The sequence below is a fragment of the Burkholderia sp. CCA53 genome, from assembly GCF_001685525.1.
GTDB lineage: Bacteria > Pseudomonadota > Gammaproteobacteria > Burkholderiales > Burkholderiaceae > Burkholderia > Burkholderia multivorans.
The window spans coordinates 264,752-276,666 of the sequence record NZ_BDDJ01000001.1; the positions used below are offsets into that span (position 1 = coordinate 264,752).

Annotated in this window: 11 protein-coding genes; 1 reads left to right on the plus strand and 10 read right to left on the minus strand. The window is 69.4% G+C overall.

Features of this window, described 5'->3' with window-relative positions:
• The first annotated feature begins 227 nt into the window (after nt 1-227).
• Complete coding sequence (locus BCR55_RS01235) at nt 228-1,436, plus strand: transglycosylase SLT domain-containing protein (protein ID WP_043279883.1); 1,209 nt, start codon at nt 228-230, stop codon at nt 1,434-1,436.
• Nucleotides 1,437-1,476: 40 nt separating this feature from the next.
• On the opposite strand, the gene BCR55_RS01240 is transcribed toward BCR55_RS01235, so the two are convergent.
• From BCR55_RS01240 to BCR55_RS01285, 10 genes are all read right to left on the minus strand, one after another.
• The gene (locus BCR55_RS01240; RefSeq protein ID WP_043279890.1) at nt 1,477-1,797 is read right to left on the minus strand and encodes a hypothetical protein; all 321 of its coding nucleotides are present in this window, start codon (nt 1,795-1,797) and stop codon (nt 1,477-1,479) included.
• Nucleotides 1,798-1,969: 172 nt separating this feature from the next.
• Entirely contained in the window at nt 1,970-2,698 is a 729-nt protein-coding gene (locus BCR55_RS01245) for a response regulator transcription factor (RefSeq protein WP_006402190.1), read from the minus strand.
• A 76-nt stretch (nt 2,699-2,774) separates the two neighbouring features.
• The gene (locus tag BCR55_RS01250) at nt 2,775-3,515 is read right to left on the minus strand and encodes a TenA family transcriptional regulator (RefSeq protein WP_006402192.1); all 741 of its coding nucleotides are present in this window, start codon (nt 3,513-3,515) and stop codon (nt 2,775-2,777) included.
• Nucleotides 3,512-5,929 (minus strand): bifunctional diguanylate cyclase/phosphodiesterase, encoded by a 2,418-nt coding sequence (locus BCR55_RS01255; RefSeq protein ID WP_043279884.1) that lies wholly within the window; start codon nt 5,927-5,929, stop codon nt 3,512-3,514. Before BCR55_RS01255 ends, BCR55_RS01250 begins: the two co-directional genes overlap by 4 nt.
• Nucleotides 5,930-6,022: 93 nt before the next feature.
• Nucleotides 6,023-6,799, minus strand: coding sequence for a Crp/Fnr family transcriptional regulator (locus BCR55_RS01260; protein ID WP_006402195.1), 777 nt, complete (start codon nt 6,797-6,799; stop codon nt 6,023-6,025).
• 408 nt (nt 6,800-7,207) lie between these two features.
• Nucleotides 7,208-8,236, minus strand: a complete 1,029-nt coding sequence (locus BCR55_RS01265) for a lipase secretion chaperone (RefSeq protein WP_006402196.1) — start codon at nt 8,234-8,236, stop codon at nt 7,208-7,210.
• Nucleotides 8,237-8,238: 2 nt separating this feature from the next.
• Nucleotides 8,239-9,336, minus strand: a complete 1,098-nt coding sequence (locus BCR55_RS01270) for a triacylglycerol lipase (RefSeq protein ID WP_006402197.1) — start codon at nt 9,334-9,336, stop codon at nt 8,239-8,241.
• A gap of 22 nt (nt 9,337-9,358) precedes the next feature.
• Nucleotides 9,359-9,781, minus strand: a complete 423-nt coding sequence (locus BCR55_RS01275; RefSeq protein ID WP_006402198.1) for a DUF4345 domain-containing protein — start codon at nt 9,779-9,781, stop codon at nt 9,359-9,361.
• Between the two features lie 16 nt (nt 9,782-9,797).
• Nucleotides 9,798-11,129 carry a hypothetical protein gene (locus tag BCR55_RS01280; RefSeq protein WP_006402199.1) on the minus strand — a complete coding sequence of 444 codons (1,332 nt, stop codon included), beginning with the start codon at nt 11,127-11,129 and terminating at the stop codon, nt 9,798-9,800.
• Nucleotides 11,126-11,905 carry an outer membrane lipoprotein-sorting protein gene (locus tag BCR55_RS01285; protein WP_006402200.1) on the minus strand — a complete coding sequence of 260 codons (780 nt, stop codon included), beginning with the start codon at nt 11,903-11,905 and terminating at the stop codon, nt 11,126-11,128. Before BCR55_RS01285 ends, BCR55_RS01280 begins: the two co-directional genes overlap by 4 nt.
• Between the last annotated feature and the right edge of the window lie 10 nt (nt 11,906-11,915).

Below are 11,915 nucleotides of genomic sequence, written 5' to 3' on the forward strand. Positions count from 1 at the left end.
ACCGGTCCGGCGATCGATCGACACGGCGGCTTCGGCCGCCGTCGTCGTTTGCGGCGCGCCAACCGCGGGCGGGGCCGGCGCGGGCCGGCATGGCGCGCCGGCCGGAAACGACCACGCGCGAAATGCAAAGGAAGGTTCGACGCGAGCCATGGGTGCGTGCGCTATGGCACACTTCGCGTCTGCGTGATTTCCTTGCATCGGGCGGTCGCTTGCCGCCCCAACCTGCCATGCCGTGTCAGACCGTCCGTTCGATCAGCCGCGCCACGCTGAAATTCGCCGCGACCGCCGCGATGTCGCTCGCGCAGCACGGGCTCGCGCACGCGGACTGCCTCGACGACGCGGCTGCGTTCCAGCACGTGAGCGTCAGCCTGCTGCGCGGCATCGCGCAGGTCGAATCGGGGATGAATCCGAACGCGGTCAACACCAACGCGAACGGCACGATCGACATCGGGCTGATGCAGATCAACAGCTCGTGGCTGCCGACGCTCGCGCGCGAAGGCATCACGCAGCAGAGCCTGTTCGATCCGTGCACGAACGCCTATGTCGGCGCATGGATCCTCTCGCAGAACATCCGCCAGCTCGGCCCCAACTGGAACGCGATCGGCGCGTACAACGCCGCGTCGCCCGACAAGCGCCTCGCGTATGCGCGCAAGGTCTTTGATGCGATCCGCACGATGCCGGATTCTCCGGATACTCCGATGCCCATCCTTCCGCCTTCGTTCACGCCGCCGCAACAGCCGTACAACCCGTTCGCGAGCCTGACCGCACCCGCCCCGGCCGCCGCACGGCCGCGCGCCGCCGCCGCCGCGCCCGCCGCGCCGCCGCCGGCGGGCGGCCCCGCCGGACCGGCCGGCACGTATAACTTCGGCTGGACCGTCACGGGCGCCGACCAGGCGAAACCGACGCAGGTGTTCGACGACGGCGCGCGGATCTACGTGCAGTTCAGCGACATGAAGCACGTGCCGGCGATCTTCACCGAAACGTCGTCCGGTCGCGTGCTGATGTCGTGGGAGCTGCAGTTTCCGTATGCCGTTCTCACGCGTCCCGCGCAAACGTTGATCTTTCAGCTGGGGCCGTTCGAGGCGCGCGCGCAGCGCGGCGCGACGGGCGCGACTGCCGCCGCCGCGCAGGCGGGCACCGGCGGCACGCCGCGGCCGGCCGCCGCGACGGTCGCCACCGGCCAGGCGCCTGCCCCGGCTGCGAAGCCGGCGGCCAACGCGACGCCCGCGAAGCGGGCCGCGTCGACCGACGCGCTGTGGTATCTGAATACCGGCACCCCGTCGGGGCCAGCCGCCAATACAGCGGCGGCGGCCGCGACGACGCCGAGCGCCGTGACCTCGAGCGCAGCGCCGGCGGCCGCGGCACCGCAGCAGCCGGCTGCGCCGCGCCCGCGCTCGCGCGCGAGCGTCGACGCGCTCTGGTACATCTCGCAATGATGTGCGTCGCCGGCCGCATCGCGACGCGGCGAGGCACGCGTCAGCCGCGCCGCACCGCCACGACCTTCCCGCCGCGAACCGCGAAGTCGCGCCGCTCGGGCCGATAATCCATCGTCCCCGGCAAGGACTTGCCGTCGCGTTCGATCACGCGCCACAGGCAGCCCTCGAGCAGCGCGGCCGCGTCGGCTTCGGTCTTGCCGATCAGCGCATCGTCGGGCGCCGCGTCGGCCTTGCAGGCGTGCCCCGCAGCGGGCGGCGAGGCCGGCATCTGTGTCTGCATCGTGTCGGCTCCATTCGCTGCGCATCCCGTGATGGTTGCGCACGCAACTGAAAATGCGATCGTCGTCATCGTTCGCTTCATCGATTTCTCCTTGTCCGATTGGGCTTGCGTGCCGCACGCCGCTTGCCGCACGCCGCTTGCCGCACGCCGCTTGCCGCACGCCGCTTGCCGCGCGCCGCTTGCCGCACGCCGCTTGCCGCACGCCGCTTGCCGCACGCCAAGCCGTCCGCATGTTACCGCACCGGCAATGCGGTCAGCGCACGTCGTCGTCCGTCAGCGTGCCGAGCGGCACGAACATGTAGCCCTTGCCGCGCACGGTGCGGATATAGCGATAGCCGCCGACCGCGTTCTCGATCAGCCCGCGCAGGCGGAACACCAGCACGTCGAGCCCGCGCTCGGACTTCGCCGCCGCGCGCGGGCCGAGCCGCGCGAGGATCTCGCCGCGCGACAGCACGCACATCGGCCGCGACACGAACACGTCGAGCAGCGCGAATTCGCTGTCGCGCAGGCCGAGATCGCGGCCCGCGCGCGTCGCACGCCGGTTCTCGAAATCGACGGCGATGCCGCCGAACGTATAGGGCGGCCGCGTGTCGGGCCGCGGCACCGGCGGCCGTCGTGCGCGATAGCGGCGAAGCGCGCTGCGCACGCGGGCGACCAGTTCCATCGGCTCGAACGGATCGACCAGATAGTCGTCCGCGCCGATCTCGAGCGCGACGACCTTGTCGACGACATCGCGCGACCGGCTCAGCACGAGCACCGGCATGTCGTGGCCGGCGGCACGCAATGCGCCGAGCACCGCATGCGCATCGACGGCCGCGTGCGCGACGCGCAGCACGATCATCGCGGGTGGCGCTTCCGTCACGCGGGCCGCCAGCAACGACACGTCGGCGAGCGTCGACGCGTCGATCTGACAGCCGCGCAGCAGCGCGCCGAGCGCCTCGCGGGTGTGGCCGTCCGGATCGACGATCAGTACCGCACCCATCGCGCCCCTGCGCAGACGAACGCGGCGCGCCGCACCGTCGCTGCGTCAAGCGCAACGGGCTGTCGCATCGCCTGCGTCATCGTGCTTGCGTGCAGCAATCGAGGCTCGCCTCGAAATAGGTCAGGCTGTTGCGGATCGACTGCTCGACGGCGCGCACCTGCTCGGCGCTCGGCGCCTGGCCGAGCAGCGTCGCGACGATGTCGAGCGCTTCCCACGGATGCGTGTCGTCGTATTCGGCATGAAGCCGCAGCCAGCGCATCGCGCGATGACGCAACGACGGATCGAACTGCTGCTCGTAGTCCGTCTCGCAGAGCCGCGCGCTCCACTCGCCCGTCACGCCTTCGATCGCGTAATTGGTCGCGGCCATGCTTTCGGCGAGCCCGTCGGCGCTCGCGCTCTTCCAGCACCAGTGGCTCAGCGCGAAGCCGGCCGGCGGCGCATCGCCGCGCAGCAGCCGCTCGACCGCGACGCCGGACGCGTTGGCCCAGTTCACCCAGTGGTCGACGTGATTCTGCTCGACGCGGATATTGCGGATCAGATAGCGCCGCGCCTTCTCGTCGCCGCGCGAACGCAGCGCGGCCGTCTTCAGCAGGTTCATCGCCATGTATTCGGGAAACTGGCTGACGACGGCCCAGCCCGTGACGAAAAAGGTGCGCAGCTGCGCGACGCTCAGCGCACCGCGGCTCATGTCCCCGAACACCGGGTGCATGCGCACCCGCTCCTTCAATTCCGCCGTCGCGCCGACCACGTCGCGCAACCAGGCCGGGTAGCTGCGCAGATCCGTCAGCTCACCGGTTCTCTCGAACGGCACTTTCATTCCACTTCTCCTTGTTGTACAGGCTCCCCGGCCTGCCATCGCGCGGGACGGCTGAAGTAGTAGCCCTGGCAGTAGTCGACGCCCAGCGAGCGAAGCATCTCGGCCGTCTCCTCGTCCTCGACGTGCTCCGCAACGGTCCGGTACTGCAGCAGGTGCGCGATATCGTTGATCGCGCAGACGATGCCGCGCTTCACGCAATCCGACGTCATGCGCGATACGAGGCCGCCGTCGATCTTCAGATAATCGATCGGCAGCTTGCTCAGATAGGAAAACGACGACATGCCGGCGCCGAAATCGTCGAGCGCGAACCGGCAGCCGAGATCGCGCAGCTCGTGCATGAAACGCGACGCGACTTCGAGATTGCGCACCGCGCTCGTTTCGGTGATCTCGAAACACAGCTGCGACGGGTCGACGCCCGACGTCGTCAGCTCGCGCTTCACGAACTCGACGAAGCCTTCGTTCGTGATCGACATCGCGGACAGATTCACGTTGCATTCGAAGTCGTTGCGCCGTTCGAGCTGCGCGAGCCGCCGCACGACGGTGCGCACGACCCAGCGGTCGATCATCGTCATGTGCCCGTAGCGCTCGGCAGCCGGCAGGAATACCGGCGACACGAGCTTGCCGTCGGCGTCGGGGATGCGCAGCAGGATCTCGATGCGCTGCTGCGCGGCGAGCGCCGGCTGAATCGGCACGATCGGCTGCGCATACAGCTGGAACGCGTTCGACTCGAGCGCGGCCTTCACGCGGCGGCTCCACTCCAGGTGATACGCCTGCCGGCTCGCGCTCATGTCGCGCGGCTCGGCGACGTGGACGCGATTGCGGCCGCGATCCTTCGCGACGTAGCAGGCGACGTCCGCGAGCTGCATCGCCTTCTCGACGCTTTCGGGCCGGCAGTCGAGATTGAGCATCCCGATGCTGACGCTCAGCTTGAAGCGCTCGCCGTCCCAGCAGAACGTGTACGCCTCGAGGCTCGCGCGAAGCTGCTCGGCCTTGCCGCCGTCCGGCAGCGGGCCGCCCGTCGCGGTCAGCAGGATCCCGAATTCGTCGCCGCCGAGCCGGCCGAATGCGTCGTCGGCGCCGAGGCAACGCTGGAACACCGCGGTGACCTCGCGCAGCAGCGCATCGCCGGCCGCGTGGCCGCACACGTCGTTGACCTCCTTGAAGCCGTCGAGATCGAGCACGAGCAGCACCGTCGCCGCGCACGCGTTCAGCGCCTCGTCGACCCGACGCTCGAACGCGGTACGGTTGATCAGGCCCGTCAGCGCATCGTGCGAGGCCTGCCAGGTCAGCCGCTCGATCAGCTGATACTCGCGCGTCATGTCGCGCAGGATCAGCACGTAGCCGACGCAGCGGCCCGGCGCATTGTCCATCCGCGACAGCGACGCGCGCACCGCGACCGCGGGCGCATCGGCGCGGATCAATTCGAGATCGCGCGTCAGCGTCGCGTCGCCGCTATTGCTGAGCGACGGCAGCAGGTTGATCGACATGCCGGTCGACGGATCGATCAGCGCCAGCACGTCGTTCACGGGCTTGCCGATGCAGTCGCGCGCCGATGTGCCGAGCAACTGCTCGGCGGCCGGATTGACGGTCTCGATGCCGCTCGTCAGACCGACCGTGACGATCGCGTCGGCAACCGAACGCAGCGCGGCTTCCGCGAGCGCCTGGCTGCGATCGAGCTCGCTCTGGATCGAGCGCTGCTGATGCTGCGCACGGCCTGCCCAGCGCACGCCGAGAAAGACGATCAGCAACGATGCGGCGAGGTACGACAGGAACAGCTGAATGACGGCCGAGCGGAATTCCGCGCTCAGCTCGCTGGAAAACCGCTTCGGCAGCGGCTCGATCCGCGAGTTGATCTCCCATACGCGCTGCGCGAGCGCACGCGTGCGCGGCCGGTCGCGCGCGTTCACCGCATCGCGCAGCGCGTGCGCGACGGTGCGCAACGCGTCGAGCTGCCGGTCGGCTGCCTGCCAGTACTGCAACGCGGGGTCGAGCCGCGCGAAGCTCGTCAGCACCGGATAGAACCAGACGACCGCGGCCGCATCGAGCGGATTGATGCCGGCCGCGATCATCGCGCCGCGCGCCGTCGCATGATCGGGCGGCACGGCCGTCATCGCCGCGCGCGCGACCGTCAGAAAGCGCAGCGTGCGATCGGTGCCCACGTACGCGTCGAACAGACGCTCGTCGCCGGTCTCGCCGTAGCGGTTCAACAGGATGATGGCGTCCTTCTGCGCTTTGGACCAGTTGCTTTCGCCGCCGACGTACACGCGCAACGACATGATGATGATCAGGCTGACGGCGACGAAGCCCGCCAGCGCGACCATCACGACCACGATCGGCAAGATGCCGAGCGCGGGACTCCAGGGCCACACATGAAACGCACTGCGTTGACGCTGGAGCCTCGAAATGTTTTCCATACCGATTCACTGTTCTTATGCTTATTCGACACTCCCGGCCCGGAGTGTTCGCTGCTTGCGGCGCGGCTGCGCCGGTGACTTCGACTGCTTGCGCTACAGCGTATGCACGCGGCATTCCGTCGGCACGCGCGTCTCGCGATCGAACGCGAAGATGCGCCGCGCCTCGTCACGGATCACGCGGTGGCAGCCGCACGTCGCGCTCGCGAGCGCCACCGGATCGGTCAGCACGACCGAGCCGCGATGTTGATGGATCAGTCCGAGCTTCTGCAGCGTCTGTGCCGTATCGGTGATCGTTTCGCGCCGCACGCCGAGCATCTGCCCGAGCATCCCGTGCGTGACGGGGATCTCGACGCTGCGCGAGCGATCGTGCGCGATCAGCAGCCAGCGACCGAGCTGGTGCTGCATCGGATGATGACGGCTGCAGAACAGCGTCTGCGAGATCTGCGCGAGCACGATCTGCACGCGCATGAACATCTGTCGCCGGATCAGCGGCGACGCGTCGCATGCGTCGTCGAAGCGCCGCGTGTCGAGCCGGTAGGCGAAGCCGCCGCGGTACACGACCACGCGCCGCGGCATCGCGCTGGCGCCGCCGACGACGTCGTCGCAGACCACGCCCTCGCAGCCGATTTCCGCGACGCCGAGCGTCGTCTTGCCGGCCATCGTGTATTGCAGCGACACGGCCGTCGTCACCGGAAAATAGACGGCCCGCAGCGTCGAGCCGGCGTCGCACAGGATCTCGCCCGTCTCGACGTGACAAAGCTGCAGATGAGGCGCCAGTGCCGACCGATTCGCCCCATCCAGCGCAGACAAGAAGCGATTGGCATCGAGCGCATACGGCAGCTCGATGACGTTGTTTGTCTGATGTGTCACGGTGCACCTCGTACGATTGTGTTGCTACCCTCGGCCACCGAGCATGTCTTCGCATCGCCTTTGCGGTTTGCTTCCGCTTTTTGTCGCGACATTTTTGCAAAACGGTATCACGCGGTTCCGACGCCCGGAATGCCCCGCTTTCCTTACCTGAAGTAATTTGACAGTTGTGCGGCAGGCGACGCCCAGGTGCGCCGGCGCGCGTCGCTCGATCGGTTTCGCGATGGCGCGCAATGCAATCGGATGCGCGTACAACCGATCGGTTTCGGCCGTCAATACCGCGCCGCGAGGAAACGATCGACGGCGATTCACGCGACTGCTTCCTCTCGCGCACGAAAGTGCGTTGAGTGGGATAGCCCGCATTTCCCGTGCGCATCGAACCGGGGACGATACGCGCGCGGCGCGGTTGCGCTATTGCGCCGCAGCCGCGTCGCGCCCCGCGTCAAGCGCCGCGGCGCGCATCGCATCGGCCGGATTCGCGAACGCACGCTGTCGCCATTGCGCGAGCTGTGCATCGCGCGCTTCACGCGGCAGCGGCTGCGCGTCGATCCGGTCGCGCTCGGCCGCATAGTCGCGATAGCGTGCGCGCCACGCATCGTCGTCGTCGCGCAGCCGCACGACACGCGCGGCCACGTCGGGCCCGAGCGTCGCGGCCGCCTGTGCGCGCAGCGTGTCCGTATCGCCGCGCGCGCGTTCGAGTCGCGCAACCGCGTCGAGCGCGTCGCGTTGCCGCTGTAGCCGCGCGTCGGCATCGCGCAGTGCCGCCGGTCGCAATGCGTCGAGCGCCGCAAGCCGGTCGCGCTTTTGTGCGTCGGTCAGCGCGGGATCGCGCACGATCCGCAAACGTTCGATGCGATCGCGCTGCTGCTGCCATTCCTCGTCGAAGAACGCGGCGCACCAGTCGCCGAGCGTGCGGCTCGCGAGTGCCGCGCGCTGGTCGAGCAGCGCCGCCAGCGCATCGGGATCGTCGCGTCCGTCTCCGACGCCGCCGCGCTCGCGCTGTTGCCCGAGTGCCGCGCGATACGCACGATAGCGCTGCCAGACGTCGAGCGCGTCGTGCTCGGCATCGGTGCCGTCCAGCTGCGCGGCGATCGCGCGTGCGACCTGCGCGTCGAGCGCCGCCGCGTCGAGGTCGTGCTCGGCCAGCAGGAAATAGTCGAAGAAGTCGCGCACTGCGCGCTGCTTCGCGAGACGGCCGCGCGCATCGACCGGCAGCCGCGGCGCGCGCGAGCCGGCGAGCGACGCCGGCAGCGCAGCGGCGGACGCCGGCACGCTCGCCGTCGCCGCACGCGAGGCCGCCGTCCGCGCGGCCGGCTCCGCACTCGCCGCGACGAGCGGCGCCGACGCGCGCGTGCCGAACGCATGCCAGACCGCCGCGACCGTCACCGCGCCCACCGCCGCGTACGACGCACAGCGCGCGACCGTTGCCCGTACGCGCATGGCTAGACGCCCTGCAGCTTCAGCCGGTTCGCATGCACGCGCAGCGCGGCGACCGGATCTTCCGCATACGCGCCGCGGATCCCGAACAGCTGATTGATCTCGTCGAAGTGATTCCAGCGGTAGCCGGTCGAGATCACGGTGCCGAACCGCGCGCTGCACGTGGGCGTGAAGCCGTCGTTCGGGCCGCCGCCGCGCATCGCGATCACGGTGCCGGCGGTCAGGAACACGAGCGTCGACGGATCGAGCACGTTCGCCGGATCGACGAGCGGCAGCACGCTCGTATCGACCGCACCCGTCACGATGCCGAGCAGCGACGTCGGCTGATACGCGGTGCCGCTCCACGAGTACAGCAACTGCGTGTTGCCGCCGACCGATTCGACCGGCGCGCCGCCGCGGCAACTGCCGGCCGGCGCGAGGCCCGCACTCGGCAACAGCGCGTTGAAGCGCGTCGCGTAGGGCGTGCTCAGCGCGTTCAGCGCCGCGATCGCGTCCTGGTTGGTGTTGTGCGAGCCGCTCGTCAGCACGCCGAACACGTTCAGCAAGGCGCCGAACACGGGCGTCGACAGTCCGGTCGGATCGAGCTTCAGCGCATCGAGCACGAAATCGGCGAACGGCGAGCCGCGATGCGGCGTCGCGATCGTCGTCACCGACGCGACGCTGTCCGGCGCGACGGCCGCCACGTAGCGCGCGGTGAGCCCGCCCTGGCTGTGCCCGATCAGGTTCACCTTCGTCGCGCCCGTCACCGCGAGTACGCGCTTCACGTATGCGAGCAGCTGTTCGCCGCGCCCGTTCGGCCCGAGATCGCTCTGAAAGCCCGACAGGTCGGCGACGTAGACGGTCGCCCCGTGCCGCTCGAGATCCGACTGGATCGCATACCAGTACGGCACGACGCCGAAGTAGTCGTCGGTGCCGGTCAGACCGTGCACGAGCACGATCGGATAGCGCGTCGCCGCGTAGTCGTCGACGGCCGCCTCGGCCGCCTGCACGCTCGCGTACGGCGCGAGCACGCCCGCCGCGACGAAGGCGGCAATCCGCGCGGCCGCCCGCGCGTGCAACAGTCCGAGGCGCAGGGCGTGCGCCGCACATGAAATGATCGACATCGAATCCTCCGTGACGGGCTGATCAAACGTGTTGCGTCGGCGTGCGCGGTCGCGCGTGTGCGGCGACGCGCCGCTGCCACGCGACGAACAGCGGCGCGCCGACGATTTCGAGCACCGTGAACGCGACGAACGGCGGCCACGGGAAACCGAGCGCGACGAGCGACAGCAGCCGGCCGATGCCGCCGATGAAGATCATCGTCCACAGCGTCGCGAACAGCCGCCCGTTGCGTTCGATCGCCGGAATCGTCGAGAACGCGGCGAGCCCGAGGCCGAGCCATACGCCCGCGTAGAAGCGCAGATTGCCGTCGAGCGTCGCGTCGGCCGGCAACGCGATCCCGAGCGAGGCATACAGCGGATCGCCGATGCCCATCATGCCGAGCACGCCGGTGATCGTCGGGACCAGCGCCAGTACGGCGGTCGCGACCTGAAGCGCGCGTTTGCTCATGGGTTGCCTCCTTGCTTCATCGATAGAAAATGCCCAGCAGCTGGACGCTCGCCGATTCCGGCATCGCGCCGAAACGGCTCCACGACGGCCCGCTCTGCCGCAGCCATTGCAGTGCGACGTCGAACCGGTCGAAACGCCGTCGCAGCTCGATCCAGTACTGCCGGCCGCCGCCGAGATCGGCCTGCACGAACGCCGCCAGATCGAGACGCCGTACGCCGACGTTGCGCCACGCGGCCATCAGGAACAGCCCGTGGCGCGTCTGCAGTTCCTGCGCGGCGATCGAGCGCCGCACCGCATCGCCCCAGCGGTACGGATCGGCCGCCTGCAGCGTGCGCCACTGCGACGCGCGCGCGCCGCCACCGTTGCGCTGGAATTCCGCGGTCAGCGACAGGTCGATCGGCAATGTCCATGTCGCACCGACCGACGCGCTCGTGCGAAACGCGCGATCGGCGCCGCTGCCGGCCGCGCGCGCGATCAGCGAGGGCCGGTAGCCGCCCGCCCACTCGAGATACGCGACCACGGCATTGCCGGCCAGCACGCTCAGGTTCTGGCCGAACTGCGGCGACTGACCGCTTTCGCCGTACACGACCCATTGCGGCTGCACGAGCGCGCCGAGCCGCTGGCTCGCGACCAGCATCCAGCGATCGACGCCGTTCGTGCGCTGCAGGTCCGACGACGCGTCCGGATCGCCGGGCGCGCTGCGGCTCGCGAGTCGCGGCGACGCGAGCAGCGCGACCGAACCCGACGCCCAGACGTGCTGCGCGCGCAGCGCGACGGTGCCGAGCCGGTTCGCGTGCCGGCTGTCGGGGTCGGGCGGCACGTCGAGGCTCACGGCGCCCGCACGGAAAAAATCGGTCGGGTTGTAGCCGATCGCCGCGCCGAGCCGCTCGTTGATGCGCCCCGCGTCGACGACGAACGCCGGCGTCGCGCGCCAGCTCGCGTACGCCTCCTTCACGAGCGTTTCGCTGCGCGACGACGTGCGCGAGCTGCCGAGCGGATCGAAGCGGTCGAAGCGCATCGAGACGTGCGCGCCGAACGAAGGCGTGAGCCACTGCGCGTAGTCGAATTCGATCGACAGCTGATTGCGGCCGCCCTCGCCGCCGTCGCGATAGCGGCTCATCCGCAGCGCATTCTGCACGTCGAATTTCCACGGCTTCGCGACGTCGGCCGGCGCCGCCGATGCGGCTGCGGAACGGTCGGCGAGATCGAGTGCGGCGGCATCGGCGTCGTCGACGGCGGCCGTCTGCACGGCCGCGTTGTCGGCCTCGCCCGCCTGCGCGGCGCGCCCCGTCGCGAGCAACAACGCGAGCGCGACCGCCGCCGCATGCGGCCGGCACCGGTTCGTCATTGCGCCTGAAAGCGCGGCAGATAATCGCGCTGCAGCCATGCGTCGGGAATGTCGCGCCACGCGTAGTCCGAAAACCGCATCACGGTGACCCAGTTGCTGTCGAGGCCGTCGATGATCACGGTCTCGGTCGGCCGCTCGACGCCGAGCTGCATCGTGTAGCGCCGGTAGAACGCGGTCTTCAGCAGGCGGCCGCTTTCCGCATGGAACCGCGCCTTCAGCGGCCGGTCGTTCGCCGCGTCGATCCAGATCTCGATGCGCTGATACGTGAGCCCCTCTCCGTGCCCGGTCAGCGTCAGACGGTATGCGCGGCGCGACTGCCGGTCGCCGTCGGCGATGTCCTCGATACCCTTCAGCTCCGCCGTGTAGTCGTGCGCGAGATTGACGGTCACGACGTCGCCGTTCGCGGCCTGCCCGAGCAGCCGCTGATCGGGCGAGATCCGCACGCTCGCCTGGTTTGCCGGATCGTAGAACCACAGGTCGTTGCCGTTCTTCAGCATCAGCTTGCCCGCGTCGCGCGCCGGCGCGGCGAAGCGCACCAGCGTGCGGAACGCGCCGCCCGGCGCGTCGGGCTTCGAATAGATCGACAGCGTGTTGCCGTCTACCTGCTTGCCGGCACGATATTCGATCAGCGTCGCGGTGAGAACGAACGACCTCGCGGGCGCGCGGATCGCGTCGCTCGCCGCGAGCAGCTTCTGCGGATCGGGCGACGGCTCGGCCTGCACGATGCCGGCCAGCAACGAAAGACTCAAACAGAGGAAACCGAACAGACGGCGCACGAATACTCTC

What these genes read in the sequence shown, in the direction of transcription:
- BCR55_RS01245 (WP_006402190.1), bottom strand. Translation starts at nt 2,698, where the DNA reads ATGGGTGCGGTACTGATCGTCGATCCGGACGGCCACACCCGCGAGGCG.
- BCR55_RS01270 (WP_006402197.1), bottom strand. Translation starts at nt 9,336, where the DNA reads ATGTCGATCATTTCATGTGCGGCGCACGCCCTGCGCCTCGGACTGTTG.
- BCR55_RS01255 (WP_043279884.1), bottom strand. Translation starts at nt 5,929, where the DNA reads ATGGAAAACATTTCGAGGCTCCAGCGTCAACGCAGTGCGTTTCATGTG.
- BCR55_RS01250 (WP_006402192.1), bottom strand. Translation starts at nt 3,515, where the DNA reads ATGAAAGTGCCGTTCGAGAGAACCGGTGAGCTGACGGATCTGCGCAGC.
- BCR55_RS01280 (WP_006402199.1), bottom strand. Translation starts at nt 11,129, where the DNA reads ATGACGAACCGGTGCCGGCCGCATGCGGCGGCGGTCGCGCTCGCGTTG.
- BCR55_RS01275 (WP_006402198.1), bottom strand. Translation starts at nt 9,781, where the DNA reads ATGAGCAAACGCGCGCTTCAGGTCGCGACCGCCGTACTGGCGCTGGTC.
- BCR55_RS01240 (WP_043279890.1), bottom strand. Translation starts at nt 1,797, where the DNA reads ATGAAGCGAACGATGACGACGATCGCATTTTCAGTTGCGTGCGCAACC.
- BCR55_RS01265 (WP_006402196.1), bottom strand. Translation starts at nt 8,236, where the DNA reads ATGCGCGTACGGGCAACGGTCGCGCGCTGTGCGTCGTACGCGGCGGTG.
- BCR55_RS01235 (WP_043279883.1), top strand. Translation starts at nt 228, where the DNA reads ATGCCGTGTCAGACCGTCCGTTCGATCAGCCGCGCCACGCTGAAATTC.